The 15,991-nt window shown below is 70.2% G+C and carries 16 protein-coding genes and 1 tRNA gene; 8 read left to right on the plus strand and 9 right to left on the minus strand.

Annotated elements, in window-relative coordinates; translation table 11 throughout:
- Positions 1-1,807 (plus strand): efflux RND transporter permease subunit (locus tag P0084_RS02915; protein WP_308915309.1); only part of this gene is annotated, 1,807 nt, incomplete at its 5' end.
- A 572-nt stretch (positions 1,808-2,379) separates the two neighbouring features.
- Here the strand turns inward: P0084_RS02915 and P0084_RS02920 are convergent.
- The 6 genes from P0084_RS02920 to P0084_RS02945 all read right to left on the minus strand — a co-directional run bounded on the left by P0084_RS02920 (position 2,380) and on the right by P0084_RS02945 (position 7,044).
- Positions 2,380-3,081: a DUF4167 domain-containing protein gene (locus tag P0084_RS02920; RefSeq protein WP_308915310.1), complete on the minus strand. Its 702-nt coding sequence runs from the start codon at positions 3,079-3,081 to the stop codon at positions 2,380-2,382.
- Positions 3,082-3,270: 189 nt separating this feature from the next.
- The gene (gene prmC, locus P0084_RS02925; protein WP_308915311.1) at positions 3,271-4,083 is read right to left on the minus strand and encodes a peptide chain release factor N(5)-glutamine methyltransferase; all 813 of its coding nucleotides are present in this window, start codon (positions 4,081-4,083) and stop codon (positions 3,271-3,273) included.
- Positions 4,080-5,135 carry a peptide chain release factor 1 gene (gene prfA, locus P0084_RS02930; protein ID WP_308915312.1) on the minus strand — a complete coding sequence of 352 codons (1,056 nt, stop codon included), beginning with the start codon at positions 5,133-5,135 and terminating at the stop codon, positions 4,080-4,082. Before prfA ends, prmC begins: the two co-directional genes overlap by 4 nt.
- A gap of 82 nt (positions 5,136-5,217) precedes the next feature.
- Positions 5,218-5,685, minus strand: coding sequence for a DUF1499 domain-containing protein (locus P0084_RS02935; RefSeq protein WP_308915313.1), 468 nt, complete (start codon positions 5,683-5,685; stop codon positions 5,218-5,220).
- Positions 5,686-5,700: 15 nt separating this feature from the next.
- Entirely contained in the window at positions 5,701-6,894 is a 1,194-nt protein-coding gene (locus P0084_RS02940) for a glycerate kinase type-2 family protein (protein WP_308915314.1), read from the minus strand.
- 65 nt (positions 6,895-6,959) lie between these two features.
- Positions 6,960-7,044: transfer RNA gene (locus tag P0084_RS02945), tRNA-Leu, on the minus strand.
- 205 nt (positions 7,045-7,249) lie between these two features.
- Here P0084_RS02945 and P0084_RS02950 point away from each other — a divergent pair.
- The 6 genes from P0084_RS02950 to scpB all read left to right on the plus strand — a co-directional run bounded on the left by P0084_RS02950 (position 7,250) and on the right by scpB (position 13,423).
- Positions 7,250-7,588, plus strand: coding sequence for a P-II family nitrogen regulator (locus tag P0084_RS02950; RefSeq protein WP_308915315.1), 339 nt, complete (start codon positions 7,250-7,252; stop codon positions 7,586-7,588).
- A gap of 40 nt (positions 7,589-7,628) precedes the next feature.
- Entirely contained in the window at positions 7,629-9,035 is a 1,407-nt protein-coding gene (gene glnA, locus P0084_RS02955) for a type I glutamate--ammonia ligase (RefSeq protein ID WP_308915316.1), read from the plus strand.
- Positions 9,036-9,140: 105 nt separating this feature from the next.
- Positions 9,141-10,886: an arginine--tRNA ligase gene (gene argS / locus P0084_RS02960; protein WP_308915317.1), complete on the plus strand. Its 1,746-nt coding sequence runs from the start codon at positions 9,141-9,143 to the stop codon at positions 10,884-10,886.
- Positions 10,887-11,000: 114 nt separating this feature from the next.
- On the plus strand, positions 11,001-11,948 hold the full coding sequence (locus P0084_RS02965) for an SPOR domain-containing protein (RefSeq protein WP_308915558.1): 948 nt from the start codon (positions 11,001-11,003) through the stop codon (positions 11,946-11,948).
- A gap of 66 nt (positions 11,949-12,014) precedes the next feature.
- Positions 12,015-12,797: a segregation and condensation protein A gene (locus P0084_RS02970; RefSeq protein ID WP_308915318.1), complete on the plus strand. Its 783-nt coding sequence runs from the start codon at positions 12,015-12,017 to the stop codon at positions 12,795-12,797.
- Positions 12,794-13,423: an SMC-Scp complex subunit ScpB gene (scpB, locus tag P0084_RS02975; RefSeq protein ID WP_374213587.1), complete on the plus strand. Its 630-nt coding sequence runs from the start codon at positions 12,794-12,796 to the stop codon at positions 13,421-13,423. The genes P0084_RS02970 and scpB overlap by 4 nt, the downstream gene beginning before the upstream one ends.
- 26 nt (positions 13,424-13,449) lie before the next feature.
- Here the strand turns inward: scpB and trmB are convergent, their stop codons facing one another.
- Positions 13,450-14,145, minus strand: coding sequence for a tRNA (guanine(46)-N(7))-methyltransferase TrmB (gene trmB, locus P0084_RS02980; RefSeq protein WP_308915319.1), 696 nt, complete (start codon positions 14,143-14,145; stop codon positions 13,450-13,452).
- Positions 14,142-14,627, minus strand: coding sequence for a transcription antitermination factor NusB (gene nusB, locus P0084_RS02985; protein ID WP_308915320.1), 486 nt, complete (start codon positions 14,625-14,627; stop codon positions 14,142-14,144). Before nusB ends, trmB begins: the two co-directional genes overlap by 4 nt.
- A gap of 114 nt (positions 14,628-14,741) precedes the next feature.
- Between nusB and P0084_RS02990 the strand changes: the two genes are divergently transcribed.
- On the plus strand, positions 14,742-15,380 hold the full coding sequence (locus tag P0084_RS02990; RefSeq protein WP_308915321.1) for a PRC-barrel domain-containing protein: 639 nt from the start codon (positions 14,742-14,744) through the stop codon (positions 15,378-15,380).
- A gap of 107 nt (positions 15,381-15,487) precedes the next feature.
- Here the strand turns inward: P0084_RS02990 and P0084_RS02995 are convergent, their stop codons facing one another.
- Positions 15,488-15,991, minus strand: a complete 504-nt coding sequence (locus P0084_RS02995) for a 6,7-dimethyl-8-ribityllumazine synthase (protein WP_308915322.1) — start codon at positions 15,989-15,991, stop codon at positions 15,488-15,490.

The following is a 15,991-nucleotide window of genomic DNA, read 5'->3' on the forward strand; positions in this document are numbered from 1 at the left end:
GGAGCTCGAGGCCGCGAACGTGTTCGTGCGCGCCCGCGGCAACCTGTCCTTGCAGGAGAAGGACGACCTGCTGACCCGCGCGGAGCGCATCGTTCTGGAAACGCCCGGCATCCAGTCCGCCTTCGCCTTCGCGGGCGACGGGGGCCTGTCCACCGGCGGGCCGGGCGGCGGGGGCGGGCCGCGCGACACGATCGGTCAGATCCAGATCGAGATGATTCCGTGGGAGGATCGCCCGACCGTGCAGGTCCCTTGGTTCGACCTGCCCCTGATCGGCACGATCAGCACCACGCGCGTGGATCCCGCCTTCGACGGCGATGAGATCGCGGAGGACCTGCTGACGCGGCTGCGCGAGATGCCTGGCATCAAGGTCGACCTGTCCGCCCAGGATCGCGGCCCGGCCCAGGGAAAGCCCATCCACCTGCGCCTGCGCGGGGACGACTGGACCGACCTGCAACGGGCGGCCACCGACGCCGCCGCGCTGTTCGCCCGGACGCCCGGCGTGATCGACGTCGAGGATACGCTGCCCTTGCCTGGCATCGACTGGGAGATCGACGTCGACGTCGAGAAGGCGGGACGCTTCGGCGCCGACGTGGCGACGGTCGGCGCGATGGTACAGTTGGTCACTCGGGGCATCTTCCTGGACACGATGCGCGTCGATTCGTCGGACGAGGAGATCGAGATCCGCGTCCGCCTGCCGGAGGACGACCGCGTCCTGTCCACGCTGGACAGCCTGAAGGTCCGCACCGCCGATGGTTTGGTGCCCCTGGCCAACTTCATTTCGCGCCAGCCCGTCCCGCGTCTGGCTCAGATCGACCGGATCGACGGCGAACGGTTCTTCGACGTGAAGGCGGATGCCGCCGCCGATCTCGTGAAGCTGGTCGACGCGGACGGCGCCGCAGTGGGTCTGGTCCCGGCGGCGGACGCGGAGGGCACGGACCTGAACGCCGTGCCCGTCACTCCGAACGAGCGCATCGCCGTCCTGACGGAGATCCTGGATGGGGGCGACGTGCTACCCCCGTCCGTCAGCTACGAATGGACCGGCGATCAGGAGGAGCAGGCCGAGAGCGGGGCGTTCCTGATGCAGGCCTTCGCGGGGGCGCTGGGGCTGATGTTCATCATCCTGCTGGCGCAGTTCAACAGCGTCTATAACTCGATCCTGGTGCTGCTGGCGGTGGTGCTGTCGACGACGGGCGTGCTGATCGGGATGCTGGTGATGGGCCAGACCTTCAGCATCATCATGACGGGCACCGGCATCGTCGCCCTGGCCGGGATCGTGGTGAACAACAACATCGTGCTGATCGACACGTATCAGGAATACAGCCGCTACATGCCCCGGCTGGAGGCGATCGTGCGCACGGCGGAGGACCGGATCCGTCCGGTGCTGCTGACGACGCTGACGACGATGGCGGGCCTGACCCCGATGATGTTCGGGGTGTCGGTCGACTTCCTCCGCGGGGGCTATTCGATCGGCTCGCCCACGGCGCTGTGGTGGATCCAACTGGCGACGGCGGTGGTCTGGGGCCTGGGGGTCGCGACGATCCTGACGCTGCTCTTCACCCCTTCCATGCTGGCCGCGCGCGTGTGGTTCACGACGTACTGGAACGCAGGGACGCGCACCCTGCAGCGCATAGGCCTGGGTCGGGCCAGCCGGGCGGCGGAGGACTGGGCCATCCGGCGGCAGGCCCGGCGCGTCCGCGCGCCGACCCTCCTTTGGGCGGAGGAGGACGACTTCGAGCCGGCCGTCCTGGCTAGCGAGGCACCGAAGGACCAGGCCCGACCCGTACCGCCGCTGCGCGCGGCCGAGTAGGCGAGACCCCGTCCGGCCAGGGTCGAGGCGCGGCGGTCATGCTGCACTGCAGCGACGCTTTTCCCGTCCGTGCCGCTTCGCAAGGGCGGTCGTGGGAACAGTGTGACCGGGAGCGGGACGTGGAGCAAGCGGGGGCCGGTTGCCTGCATCGCAAGGGTCCCTCGCGAGCGTCGGTCCCGAGCCGCAAGGGCGATGGCACGGTTCCGGACCGCCGGACCCGATGTCTGCATTCCGTCTGCGCCGCGTCTGCCCTGCGTCCGACGTTTCGGTGATTCGGTCGAGGTGAGTACCCGGCGATCCGAGTGACGGACTTGACGGGGACGACCTGCGGACCCTGGCGAGGCGGTCCCGGCATCGGTGCTTCGTGTCGGGTCCGGAACGCCCGGCGAGCCGCGGGCGGCGGCGCGCTCGGGACTTCGGCGTCACGGTCCGATCGAAGTGCGGATACGGTCGGTCGGATCGCGGGGTCGCGCCATCACGGCTGCCCTACATCCGCGACCTGGGATCGCGAACGGCACGCGGGACGGCGAGGCGGGCATCGCGACGGGGACGCGCCCCGGCAGAAGGCCCCGTCAGGCGTCTTCGGGGGACGTGTTGTCGGTGGCAGGCGCGCCCTCGTCGGCCTTGGGGGCCTTTCGACGGGTGCGGCGCTTCGGCTTCGGAGCCTCCTCCCCCGCGGCGGGGGCGTCGGCTTCTGGCGTCGCGTCGGCCTGCGCTTCCGGCGTCTCGACCAGGCCGGCATCGCCGGGCGCGTCGATCACGTCGTCGGAGCCCGACCGGCGGTCGTCGCGGTCGCCCCGGTCCCGGTTGCGGTCGCCCCGGCCGCGGTTGCGACCGCTGCCGTCGTTGCCGCCGCCATTGCCGCCACCGCCGCCGTTGCCGGCGTCATCCTGACCGCCGCCCCCTTGGCCGTTCTGCGGTTGGCCGCCCTGCTGACCTTGCTGGCCGCCCTGCTGTTGGTTCGGACCGCCCCCCTGCTGGTTCCCGCCCCCCTGCTGGCCACCCTGCTGTTCGCGCTTGGCGTCCATCTCCTTCTGGGCCTGGGCCAGCATGCGGGTGTAGTGTTCGGCATGCTGCTGGAAGTTCTCGACGGCGACCCGGTCCCCGGCCAACTGCGCGTCGCGAGCGAGCTGGTTGTACTTGTCGATCACCTGCTGCGGCGTGCCCCGCACCTTCCCTTCGGGCCCCGAACTGTCGAACACCCGATTGACGACGTTGCCGCCGGACGGGCGGTTGCGGTTCTTGTTCCGCGAACGGGACTTCTGGCTTCTCATGGATGGTCTTTCGAAGACTGGCGTTCGACCGTCATGCGCGACTGCGTGCGGCAGGATCGGTCAGGTTCCACGGTTGCGGCGTCCAAGGGGGCACGCGATCGCCGCACGCCACATCCTGACCCGGACTGTATGGGGGGGACCGGCGGGGGTGACAAGCGCAAAAACGGATCCGATCGGCGATAAATCGCCCTAGGGGGTCGCCGCGGCCCGGCCTTCGACGACGCGATCCCGGCCGTCCAGGTCCGGGTGGATCGCGATCCCGGTCAATCCGCCACGGTCGAACAGATCCGCCACGATCCGACCTTGCGAAGCGCCCACCTCGACCATCAGGCGACCGCCGGGGGTCAGGTGCGCGGGCGCGCGGGCCGAAAGGACGCGATAGGCCGACAGCCCGTCGCCTTCGTCCGTCAGCGCGATCCGGGGCTCGTGGAACAATTCGGGCGCGAGGTCCCGCATCTCGTCCCGCGCGACGTAGGGGGGGTTCGAGACGATCAGGTCGAACCGCCCGGTGACGCGGTCGAACCAGTCCGAGCGCGCGAAGGTCGCACGTCCGGCCACGTCCAGCGCAGCCGCGTTGCGCCGCGCGACGGCCAGGGCGTCCGTCGACAGGTCGATCCCCGTCCCCTCCGTCCCGTCCCGTTCCGCCAGCAGCGAACACAGGATGCAGCCCGAACCGGTGCCCAAGTCCAGGACGGTGGTCCAGGGGCGGTCCAGGGCGGCGGCGACCAGGGCTTCCGTTTCCGGGCGGGGATCCAGCACGTCGGGGGTCACGGCGAAGTCGTGTCGCCAGAACGCGCGACGACCCACGATCTGGGCGATCGGACGCCGCTCCCCCCGTGCCCGCACCAGGGCGGCGAAGCCGTCCGGGTCCGGCACCGCATCGTCCGGAAACAGGCGACCGGCGTGATGGTCCAGCAGACGGCGGGCGTCGCGGGCCGGGTCGGCCACGCCGGCGGCGGCCAGCCGTGCGGTGGCGTCCGCCAGCGCCGTGCGGACGATCACCCGTCCAGGTCCGCCAGCATCCGCGCCTGCGCGTCCGCCGTCAGCGCGTCGACGATGGCGTCCAGATCGCCCGCCATCACCTTGTCCAGCGCATAGAGGGTCAGGTTGATCCGATGGTCGGTCAGGCGACCTTGCGGGAAGTTGTAGGTGCGGATGCGTTCGGACCGATCGCCGCTGCCCACCTGCGCACGCCTGTCGGACGCGCGCTCGGCGTCGGCGCGCGCGCGCTCCGCCTCGAACAGGCGGGCGCGCAGGACCTGCATCGCGATCTCCCGGTTCCTGTGCTGAGACTTCTCGGACGACGTGACGACGATGCCCGTGGGGACGTGCGTGATGCGGACCGCGGAATCGGTCGTGTTCACGTGCTGCCCCCCCGCACCGGAGGCGCGCATCGTGTCGATCCGGATGTCCGCGTCCGCGATGGCGACGTCGACCTCCTGCGCTTCGGGCAGGACGGCGACGGTCGCGGCGGAGGTGTGGATCCGGCCCCCGCTTTCGGTCGCGGGGACCCGCTGGACGCGGTGGACGCCGGATTCGAACTTCAGCCGGGCGAAGACGTTCTCGCCCGCGATGCGCATCACCAGCTCGCGGATGCCGCCCAGGTCGCTTTCGGCCCGCTCCACCACGTCCACGGTCCAGCCGCGCGCATCGGCATAGCCGCGGTACATGGATTCCAGATCGGCCGCGAAGAGGGCGGCTTCCTCGCCCCCCGTGCCGGGGCGGATCTCCAATATGGCGGGGCGGGCGTCGGCGGCGTCGCGGGGCAGCAGCGCCACGCGCAGCGCGGCCTGCGCCGCGTCGATCCGGGGGGCCAGGTCCTCGAGGTCCGCGCGCGCGAGGTCTCGCATCTCCGGGTCGTCCAGCAGGGCTTCGGATTCGGTCTGACGGACGGTCAGCGCCTGCCATTCGCGGATCTGGTCCACGACGGGTCGGAGGTCCGAGTATTCCCGCGTCAGGTCCGCGATCTCCGCGCCGGACGGACCCGCGTTCATGCGCGCTTCGAGATACTCGAAGCGGGCGACGATCTGTTCCAACCGGTCCTGCGGGATCATGGCGGACGCGGTGCCATCGCCCCCCCGGATGGTCAAGGGCGAGCCGTCCGCCCCACCCCGTCGCGATCCGACGACCGGGCGTCTATCCGTCCAGCGCGGCGCGGATGCGGCCCAGCCAATCCGACACCCGTGCGGCGTTCATGCCCAGATCCGAACGGCCGTACCGCGACCGGCTCCAGATCGTGAGCGCCGTGCCGCCGTCGGTCGCGTCGGCCTTGACGGACACGGCATCGGGAAACCCCATTACCCGGCTCCGCTGCACGTAGGTGACGTGACCGTCCGACGGGTCCCCCGCCAGGCGGAAGGTGCGGGGCTGCTCGGCGGCGACCGCGTCCACGGCTTCCATGACGGCCGCCACCGGGGCGTCCAGGATCTGAACCGGCAGGTCGCCGCCCGGCCCCACGAGGAAGTCGTTGGGCTGTCCGGACCGGGGACCCGACGACGGGTCCGCGTGCCATTCCGCCGGGTCCATCGGCACGATCCGAACGGCCAGCGCGCCCGCCACGACCAGCGCGGCGGCCCCGAGGCCTATCCATCCCAACACGCCCATGCGTTCCCCCTTCCCTCAGCCGACCCACAGAATCTGCAGGTCGGCCACGTTCGTTCCCGTCGCCCCGATCCGCAGCAAGTCGCCCGCCGCGTCCAGGACCGGGTGGCTGTCGTTCTCGGCCAACCGGGCGGCGACGTCCATCCCCGCGGCCCGGGCGCGTGCCACCGTGCCGTGATCCACCAGCCCGCCCGCCGCGTCCGTGGGCCCGTCCCGCCCGTCGGTTCCGCCCGAAAGGAACGTCCAGGGGCGATCGAGGTCCTCCAAACGCATCGCGACGCGCAGGGCCAGTTCCTGGTTGCGCCCGCCGGTCCCCCGGCCCGTCACGACCACCGTCGTCTCGCCCCCCCATAGGTGAAGGCCGGGCCCGCGCCGGGCGGCGGCGGCGATCCGGGCGGCGGCTTCGGCCACGTCGCCGGTCAGGGGATCGGGATGGGCCACGGCCTCCGGCGCGGCGCGGGCCATGGCGGCGACGGACAGGGCGTTGGATCCCACCAGCCGCCAGTCACCCCGCGCCGGCGGGGGCGGTTCGGGCGCCGAAAGGGCCGCGCGGACGCCCGGTGGAACGTCGTCCCACAATCCCGCCCGCCGCAGGATCGCGCGCGCGTCCGCCAACGTTCCGTTCGGCGCGACCGTCGGGCCGGAAGCGATGGTGGCGGGGTCGTCGCCCACGACGTCGGACAGGATCAGCGACGTGACCCGCGCGGGCGCCGCGGCGCGCGCGAGGCCACCCCCCTTCAGCCGGGACACGGATTGCCTGACGCGGTTCATCGCGGCGATGTCGAGGCCCGCCGCCAGCAGGTGCCGGGACAGGTCGGCCTTGTCTGCGACCGTCACGCCGTCCACCGGGGCCACGGCCAGCGCGGACCCCCCGCCGGACACGAGGACGAGGCACCGTTCCCCTTCCCCCAGCCGTTCGGCGGCATCCAGCAGCGCCACCCCCGCACGCGCCGATCCCCCGTCCGGAACGGGATGGCCGCCCGCGATCACGGTCGCGCCGGGGACGGGAACCGCGTTCTCCGGGTTGGTGACGACGATGGCGCGGATGCCGGGGTGGCGTTCCAGGACGGGCCCGACCATGCCGACCGCCGCCTTGCCCAGCGCCAGCACCAGGTCGGGGCGGTCCAGGTCGTCGAGCGCCGCCGCCACGGCGACCCCGGGTTCCGCCCGCGCGACGCCGGCGCGGAACAATTCGAGCAAGCGTCCCCGCATCGGGCCCCTCCCCATCGGCGGCCCCGGACCCGCGTTCGCGCCGGGGGTCCACGGGCGGACGGACGTGGTGCGGGTGAAGGGACTCGAACCCCCACGCCTCGCGGCGCCAGAACCTAAATCTGGTGCGTCTACCAGTTCCGCCACACCCGCACGGGCGGGGCGATAGCAAGATCACCGGCATGCGGAAAGTGCCGTTCGAAGGCCCGCGCACGGTTTGCCCCTTTTATGTGCAACCTGCCCAATTCGACGACATCATGCGTCGTGCGGCCGATCCGGGACCGACGGACACCCCGTCGCGCGATTGAGGTCCATCCCTCAGCATGGTGTAGCCGCCCCGAGACCGGGGAGGCGGGGCATGAAGAAGATCGAGGCCATCATCAAGCCGTTCAAGTTGGACGAGGTGAAGGAAGCGCTGCAGGAGATCGGCATCCAGGGCCTGTCCGTGACCGAGGTGAAGGGCTTCGGTCGGCAGAAGGGTCATACCGAACTGTATCGCGGCGCCGAGTACGTGGTCGACTTCCTTCCGAAGGTGAAGGTGGAGGTGGTCCTGTCCGACGACCAGGTCGACGGGGCCATCGACGCCATCGTCGCCGTCGCCCGCACCGAGAAGATCGGCGACGGCAAGATCTTCGTCAGCCCCGTCGATCAGGCCATCCGCATCCGAACCGGCGAGACCGGCGAGGACGCGATCTGATCGGCCCCCCATTCCACGAAACGCAACAGGGAAATTTGCCATGAGCAAGGACAGCGTTCTCAAGACGATCAAGGACGAGGAGGTCGAGTACGTCGACATCCGATTCACCGACCCGCGCGGCAAGCTGCAGCACGTGACGGTGATGGCCGATCAGGTGGATGCCGACTTCCTGGACGAGGGGTTCATGTTCGACGGATCCTCGATCGCCGGCTGGAAAGGCATCGAGGCGTCGGACATGAAGCTGATGCCAGACACCGAATCGGCCTATATCGATCCGTTCTATGCCGAGAAGACGCTGTGCGTGCACTGCTCCGTCGTGGAACCGGACACGGGCGAGGCCTATGACCGCGACCCCCGCGGGACCGCCGAGAAGGCGGAGGCGTATCTGAAGTCGTCGGGCATCGGCGATCAGGCGTTCTTCGGGCCGGAGGCCGAGTTCTTCCTGTTCGACAACGTCCGGTTCTCGAACACGATGCAGAAGGTGTCCTACGAGGTGGACGCGGCCGACGCGGCTTGGAACTCGGATGCCGAGTACGAGATGGGCAACATGGGCCACAGGCCCGGGATCAAGGGCGGCTACTTCCCCGTGAACCCCACCGATGCCGCCCAGGACCTGCGCTCCGAGATGCTGTCCACGATGAAGCGGATCGGCATGAAGGTCGACAAGCATCACCACGAGGTCGCGTCGTGCCAGCACGAGCTGGGCCTGATCTTCGACAGCCTGACCAAGCAGGCCGACGAGCTGCAGAAGTACAAGTACGTCATCCACAACGTGGCGCATGCCTACGGCAAGTCGGCCACGTTCATGCCGAAGCCCATCGCGGGCGACAACGGCACGGGGATGCACTGCAACATGTCGATCTGGAAGGACGGCAAGCCGCTCTTCGCGGGCGACCAGTACGCCGACCTGTCGCAGGAGGCGCTGTGGTTCATCGGTGGCATCCTGACCCATGCGAAGGCCCTGAACGCGTTCACCAACCCGTCGACCAACAGCTACAAGCGCCTGATCCCGGGCTTCGAGGCGCCGGTGCTGCGGGCCTATTCCGCGCGGAACCGGTCGGGCTGCGTCCGCATCCCATGGACCGAATCGCCCAAGGCCAAGCGCGTGGAGGCCCGCTTCCCCGATCCTTCTGCGAACCCCTATCTGTGCTTCTCGGCCCTGCTGATGGCCGGCCTCGACGGGATCACGAAGAAGATCGACCCGGGCCAGCCGTCGGACAAGGACCTGTACGACCTGCCGCCCGAGGAACTGGCCGGCATCCCCACGGTCTGCGCCAGCCTGCGCGAGGCGTTGGACGAGTTGGAGAAGGACCATGAGTTCCTTCTGGCGGGCGATGTGTTCACCCGCGACCAGATCGAGGGCTACATGGCGCTGAAGTGGGACGAGGTTTACGCCTTCGAGCACACGCCCCACCCGGTCGAGTACCAGATGTACTATTCCTGCTGAACGACGGGACCGCATGGTCGGAACGGATCGGGGCGCCTGCGGGCGCCCCTTTTTCGTCGGCGACCCTTTCGGTAAGGGGTGCGGGCTGTCCCTAGGAGTGGTCCCATGAACCTGTTCGCCGACATTCGCGCCCTCGTGATCGACGCCCTGGGCGCGATGCAGCGCGACGGCGACCTGCCCGGCGACCTGGATCTGTCGAACGTCGCCGTCGAACCGCCCCGGGACATGGCCCACGGAGACATGGCGACGAACGCCGCGATGGTGCTGGCCAAGCCGGCCGAACGGAAGCCGCGTGACATCGCGGGGCCGCTGGCCGCGATCCTGGTCCGAGACGCCCGGATCGAGACCGCGGAGGTCGCGGGCCCCGGCTTTCTGAACCTGCGACTGACCGCGGACGCCTGGCGCGGGCTCGTCGGCGCCGTCCTCGATGCGGGCAACGATTTCGGTCGGTCGGATCTCGGCGGCGGGACGAGGATCAACGTGGAATACGTGTCCGCGAACCCGACGGGCCCCCTTCATGCGGGACACGCCAGGGGCGCCGTGTTCGGGGACGCACTGGCATCGCTGCTATCCTTCGCGGGCCACGACGTGACGCGGGAATACTATATCAACGACGGTGGCGCGCAGGTCGACGTCCTCGCGCGGTCCGTCTATCTGCGCTACCTCGAAGCGCACGGACGAAGCTTCGCGCCCGAGGACGGGACCTATCCGGGCGACTATCTCGTACCGGTCGGACAGGCCCTGAAGCACCAATTCGGCGACGCCTTCGTGGACCGGCCGGAAGACGTGTGGCTGTCCCGCGTGCGGGACTTCGCCATCGACGCGATGATGGATCTGATCCGCCAGGACCTGGCCCGCATCGGCGTGGCGATGGACGTGTTCTATTCGGAAAGGTCGCTCTACGGTACGGGTCGGATCGAGGCGGCGCTGGACGATCTGAAGGGCAAGGGCCTGATCTATCGCGGCACGCTGGAGCCCCCGAAGGGCAAGCTGCCCGAGGATTGGGAACCTCGGGAGCAGACGCTGTTCCGTTCCACGGCGCATGGCGACGACGTCGACCGCCCGATCCAGAAGTCCGACGGCGGCTGGACGTACTTCGCGCCCGACATCGCGTATCACTACGACAAGATCACGCGTGGCTTCGACGCGCTGATCGACGTGTTCGGCGCGGATCACGGCGGATACGTCAAGCGGATGAAGGCCGCCGTCTCGGCCCTGTCGGACGGACGCGTCCCCTTGGACGTGAAGCTGACGCAGCTGGTCAAGCTGAAGCGGGGCGGCGCGGAGCTGAAGATGTCCAAGCGCGCCGGCACCTTCGTCACGCTGGCCGACGTGGTGGACATGGTCGGGCCGGACGTCACGCGGTTCGTCATGCTGACGCGAAAGAACGACGCGCCGCTCGACTTCGACGTCGACGCGGTGCTGGAGCAGTCGAAGGACAATCCGGTCTTCTACGTCCAGTACGCCAGCGCCCGGATCCATTCCGTGCTGCGCCGCGCGAACGAGGCGGGCATCGACGTGTCCGACACCGCGCTGCGGGCCGCGGACCCGTCCGTCCTGACGCACGAGGCCGAACTGGCCCTCCTGGCGCGGCTGGCCGAATGGCCGCGGCTGGTCGAGATCGCGGCCCGCGCGCACGAACCGCACAGGGTGGCCTTCTACCTCTACGATCTAGCAGCCTCGTTCCACGGCTTGTGGAACCGTGGACACGACGACGCGACCCTGCGCTTCGTGCAGGAGGGCGATCCTGCCACATCCCAGGGGAAAATCGCGCTGGCCCGCGCGACCGGCGTTGTCATCGGGTCGGGCCTGTCCATACTCGGGGTCGAACCGGCCACCGAAATGCGGTGACAGACCCCTCAAGGGGCGATGCCGGTCCGATCGGGCGAGCGGGCGACCGCTCTGGGCAGTGACGACGAATCGCCCCCCGCGAACGGGGGCGCGGAGGGCAGGCATTTGGCGGACATGGACTATTTCGGCTCGGACTACGGGGCCGAGGACGGGGCGCGCATGGGCGATGCCCTGCGCGGCTTCGGCTGGACGAACTGGCTCGGGGCGTTGACCTCCGTGGGGCTGATGGCCGGTGCGGCTTGGTGGGCCGTCGATCTGACGATGCGAGACGTCAGCGCCGTCCCCATCATCCGCGCCATGGAGGGTCCGATGCGCATCGCGCCGGAGGATCCCGGCGGGCAGGCCGCGCCGTTCCAGGGCCTCGCCCTCGCCGACATCACCGCGGGCGGGGCCGCCGCGCCGGCGCCGGACGCCATCCGCTTGGCGCCGACGGTCGCCACGATCGATGCCCCCACGCTGGGTGAACGCCTCGCGCAGGCGGAAGCAGCCGAGGCCGAAGCGGCCAAGGCGGCGGCCATCGTGCCGAAGGCCCCGGTCAACGATCGCGTGGCAGCCCTGGGCGGATCGACCGCCACGCCTGGCCTGGTCCTGTCGGAGGCCGTGGAAGCCGGTCCCTCCGCGATCCTGCCGGAGGATATCGACGACGCCGTCGCCGCGGCCCTGGCGGAGGCCGGGCTGACCCCGCAGACGGATGCGACGCCGGTGACGGCGACCCTGCCGACATCCGTCCGCCCCGAACGCCGTCCGGCACGCCCCGTTCGCGTCGCGGCCGCGTCCCACACCCGCGACGTGGACCCCGCGACGCTGCCCGCCGACAGCCGCATGGTTCAGTTGGGCGCGTTCGACTCGGAGGACGTGGCGCGGGGCGAATGGACGCGCATCCAGGGGCGGTATGGCGATTACCTGCATGGAACGGCACGGGTCGTGCAACGTGCGACGTCCGGCGACGCGGTGTTCTGGCGTCTGCGCGCTGCCGGTCTGTCCGATGGCGATGCCGCCCGGCGTCTGTGCACCGCGCTGATGGCGCAAGGACAGCCCTGCATCGTCGTCGCCCGCAACTGACCGGCGGCGCGGCTTGACACCGCGCCCCGCCCCGCGAAGCGTGCCCCGGGTGAAGAGGGGCACGCCATGAAGGATGTGGACGACCTGCGTGAAGGTGCCGTCGCCCCGCGCCGCGAGGCAGCCGACACGCTGGTCGTGGACGTCGAAGGGTACGAAGGGCCGCTCGACGTGCTGTTGGCGTTGGCACGCAGCCAGAAGGTCGACCTGCGTCAGGTCAGCATCGTGCAGCTCGCCCGTCAGTATCTCGGATTCGTCGAGGAAGCGCGCGCCTTGCGGATCGAACTGGCGGCCGACTACCTCGTGATGGCGGCTTGGCTCGCCTATCTGAAGTCCCGCCTGCTGCTTCCCCCCGACCCCTGCGATGGCGGCCCGACGGGTGACGAGCTGGCCGCCCGCCTGGCGTTCCAGCTGCGACGGCTCGAAGCCATGCGCCGGGCCGCAGCCGATCTTGGGGACCGGGCGCGACTGGGGCGGGAACGCTTCGCGCGCGGAATGCCGACCGTCCCGGACCGGACCCGCGACGTGATCTGGACAGCCAACCTGATCGACCTGCTGCGCGCCTATGCCCGCACACGCACGAAGGACGAGTTCCGCCCCTTCGTCTTCGATCGCCGGCACCTGATGACCATGGAGGAGGCGCTGGACCGCCTGCGACCCATGCTGGGCACCACGATGGGCTGGTCCGACCTGATGCGCTTCCTTCCCGGCGACGTGCTCGACGATCCCGCACGCCTGCGGTCCGCGGTGGCGGCGACCTTTGCCGCGGCGTTGGAGCTGGCCCGCCATGGCCAGGTCGAACTGGAACAGACGGTCCCGTTCGCCCCGATCCGCGTCCGGGCGCGGTCGTGACGGATGCCGACACGCCAGCCCTGTTCGATGCCCCGGACGCCATCGCGCAGGAGCGGATGGTCGAGGCGTTGCTCTTCGCGAGTGCGGCCCCCCTGACCCGGGCCGAGATACAGGCCCGCCTGCCCCATGGCTGCGATGCACGCGCCGCATTGGACGCCCTGGCCGAACGCTATGCCGGGCGGGGGGTCGAACTGGCTCGGGCGGGCGAGACTTGGGCCTTCCGCACCGCGCCGGACCTGGCCGCCCTGATGACGGATCACAGGACCGAAACGCGAAGACTGTCCCAAGCGGCGACGGAGACGCTGGCGATCATCGCGTATCACCAGCCCGTGACGCGGGCCGAAATCGAGGAGATTCGCGGCGTATCGGTATCCCGCGGCACGGTCGAGCACCTGATGGACATGGACTGGGTCAAGCTGGGCCGCCGACGCGACACGCCGGGCCGCCCCGTCACCTTCGTGGTGACCCCCGCCTTCCTCGACCACTTCGGCCTGGAGTCCCTCCGCGATCTGCCCGGGCTGAAGGAACTGCGGAGCGCCGGGCTGCTGGAGGCGACGCCGATGGAAGCCACGACCCCGGAGCCGGAGGCGGACGACCTGTTCGACCGCCCGTCACCGGAAGGCTGACGGAACCGGCCGCGGCGCCGCCGACCCTAGAGCCGCACGAACGTGAGGTAATGGGGCACTCGCCCTTCCCGCACGGCCTTCGCCTCGTACCGCGTGCGCGTCCAGTCGTCCCATGGGGTCCGCCAATCCGCGGCGCGGTCCGCGGTCCAGCGGAAGCCGTGACGCGGCACTTCCAGCAGGGTCTGCCGGACATAGTCGGGGATGTCGGTCGCCACGCGGAACTGCGAACCGGGCTTCAGGACGCGGGCGAGCGGTTCCAGATGCTCGGCCGTCACGAAGCGGCGCCTGTGATGCCGCACCTTGGGCCACGGATCGGGATACAGCAGGAACGCACGCGATATGCTGGCGTCGGGCAGCACGTCGAACACGTCCCGCGCATCGCCGGGGTGGATGGCCACGTTGTCCACCGCGGCCCGCCGCAGCTTTCCCAGCAGCATGGCGACGCCGTTGATGTAGGGTTCCGCCCCGATGATCCCCACGTCGCGGTTCGCGACCGCCTGGGCGACCATGTGCTCGCCGCCGCCGAAGCCGACCTCCAGCCACACGTCGCGCCCGCCGAACCGTGCAGCCAGATCGAGCGGCGTGCGGTCCGGGTTGTCGTCCCAGGACACCGCGCCCGGCGCCAGCGCGGCCAGATCCTCCTGCACGTATCGGGCCTGCGCGCCCTTCAGGCTGTGCCCCTTGCGCCGGCCATAGAAGTTGCGGTGCGGACGGGCGTTCACGCGAAGGCGTCCGGCTTCGCCTCTCGCGCGATGTGGTCGAGGACGGCGTTGACGAACCCGCCTTCCTTGCCCTCCGGAAAGAAGGCCCGGGCGACTTCGATGTATTCTGTGATGACGACCTTGGGGGGCGTGTCCGAGGTCAGCAACTCGGACGCGGCCGCGCGGAAGACCGCCCGCAGCACGGGATCGAGGCGTCCGATCGGCCACTTTGCGACGAGGGCGCGATCGATCATCTGATCGATCCGGGCCTGCCTGTCGACGGCCTCCGACAGGACGTGACGGAAGTGGTCGACGTTCCCTTCGGAGAACTCGACCCCGTCGATCACCATGCCGAAGCGATGGCTCTCGAACTCGGCGCGGACCTTGTCCACGGTCAGGCCCATCGCCTCCATCTGGAACAGCGCCTGCACGGCATACAGGCGCGCGGCGGAGCGCATGCGCTTGCGCAGGGCGCGCGCGTCGTCTGGGTTGGCGTTCGGCATCGGAGGCGCACCTAGGCGCGGCATCCGGTGGGGTCAACGGGCGTCTGCGGTTGCCCCGGCGTCGGCGACGTGACTAGGCTTTACGCGACGCATAGCTTATCCCGGGAGCTTCCGATGCTGATCCGCCTTCGCGACCTGCAGTCCCTGTCCGCCGTGTCCGAGGACGGGGGGCGTCATCACGTGAGCGACCTGATGGGCGCGCAGGCCGAGCCCAGCGTCACCCACGTCGTCACACGCCTGGCCGGCTGGTTCGAACGCCACGGCTGCGCGGTCCGGGCGGACGCGTTCGGCACCCCCGACCTCGACGCGGGAACATGGCCCAGCGCCCTGTCGAAGGACGCCGCGGAGGATGCGGGCGCGGGCGGCATCGTCGCCGTCCTTTGCGATCCGGACACGACCCCTGCGCCCGCGCAGGTGGCGCAGGCCGAAGGGTCCGGTCCGCTGGCGAACCTGTCCGACCTGCACGGTCTGCCGGTGCGGGCGGCGGACGGCACCCGGGCCGGCACCGTCATGGACATGGTGATCGACACGGACGCCCGGCGCGTCGCGATGCTGGTGGTCGAGACGGGTGGCGGCACGAACCAACGCGTCGTGCCAGCGGAGGTGTTCGATCGGATCGACTGGGTCGGTGGCACGGTGCACCTGAAATGCGGCGCCGATCCCGTGTCGGGCGCCCCCGACCTTCACGAAGTCGGAACCGCGATCGAAGGGCATTGGTACAACCGCGTCCTGGCCTATTACGGCTTCGGCTGAGGGGCGATCACGTCCCGCATCGGCACGGCATCGCCCCAGGAGGATCACCGATGACCGAAGCGTCGTCACCCGGATCATCGCGGATGCGCGGCTGCGGACGGCCTGGATCAGGACCCGGCGCGGAACCCGATCCCCTTCGTGTCCTTCTTCAGCGTCCTGGCGAGCTTCAACAGGTGCAGCGCCGCGTTCGCCGCATGTCCCGCCGTGTCGAGGCGGGCGCCGTCGGCGCGCTCGAGGGCCTGGTCCATGTCCTCCACGGTGATGATGCCGTTACCCACGCAGGCCCCCATCAGCGTCAAGGTGGTGATGCCACGCGCGCTCTCGTTCACGACGAGGTCGTAATGGGACGTGGCTCCCCGGATCACGCAGCCCAGCGCGACATACGCGTCGTAGTCCGCCTGGCGGTGGGCGATCGCGATGGCGGGCGGAACCTCCAGGCTGCCGGGCACTTCGACCACGTCATGGGTCGCGCCCGCACGGTCCAAGACGGCACGGACGGCGTCCAGCTGCATGCCCGCGATCGTGCCGTAATAGGGGGCGGTCACGACCAGGACCTTCACGGGGTCGTCGAAGGTCGGGACGTCCAGGACGTTGTCCGCGGTGCCGGCCAT

This window comes from Jannaschia maritima (assembly GCF_030973515.1).
GTDB classification, from domain to species: domain Bacteria; phylum Pseudomonadota; class Alphaproteobacteria; order Rhodobacterales; family Rhodobacteraceae; genus Jannaschia; species Jannaschia maritima.

Coding starts and splice junctions, on each gene's coding strand:
- prfA (WP_308915312.1), bottom strand. CDS start 5,135: ATGATCCCGCAGGACCGGTTGGAACAGATCGTCGCCCGCTTCGAGTAT.
- P0084_RS02970 (WP_308915318.1), top strand. CDS start 12,015: ATGAAGGATGTGGACGACCTGCGTGAAGGTGCCGTCGCCCCGCGCCGC.
- glnA (WP_308915316.1), top strand. CDS start 7,629: ATGAGCAAGGACAGCGTTCTCAAGACGATCAAGGACGAGGAGGTCGAG.
- P0084_RS02995 (WP_308915322.1), bottom strand. CDS start 15,991: ATGGCCGGCACCGCGGACAACGTCCTGGACGTCCCGACCTTCGACGAC.
- argS (WP_308915317.1), top strand. CDS start 9,141: ATGAACCTGTTCGCCGACATTCGCGCCCTCGTGATCGACGCCCTGGGC.
- P0084_RS02920 (WP_308915310.1), bottom strand. CDS start 3,081: ATGAGAAGCCAGAAGTCCCGTTCGCGGAACAAGAACCGCAACCGCCCG.
- P0084_RS02965 (WP_308915558.1), top strand. CDS start 11,001: ATGGACTATTTCGGCTCGGACTACGGGGCCGAGGACGGGGCGCGCATG.
- P0084_RS02990 (WP_308915321.1), top strand. CDS start 14,742: ATGCTGATCCGCCTTCGCGACCTGCAGTCCCTGTCCGCCGTGTCCGAG.
- nusB (WP_308915320.1), bottom strand. CDS start 14,627: ATGCCGAACGCCAACCCAGACGACGCGCGCGCCCTGCGCAAGCGCATG.
- P0084_RS02935 (WP_308915313.1), bottom strand. CDS start 5,685: ATGGGCGTGTTGGGATGGATAGGCCTCGGGGCCGCCGCGCTGGTCGTG.
- P0084_RS02950 (WP_308915315.1), top strand. CDS start 7,250: ATGAAGAAGATCGAGGCCATCATCAAGCCGTTCAAGTTGGACGAGGTG.
- P0084_RS02940 (WP_308915314.1), bottom strand. CDS start 6,894: ATGCGGGGACGCTTGCTCGAATTGTTCCGCGCCGGCGTCGCGCGGGCG.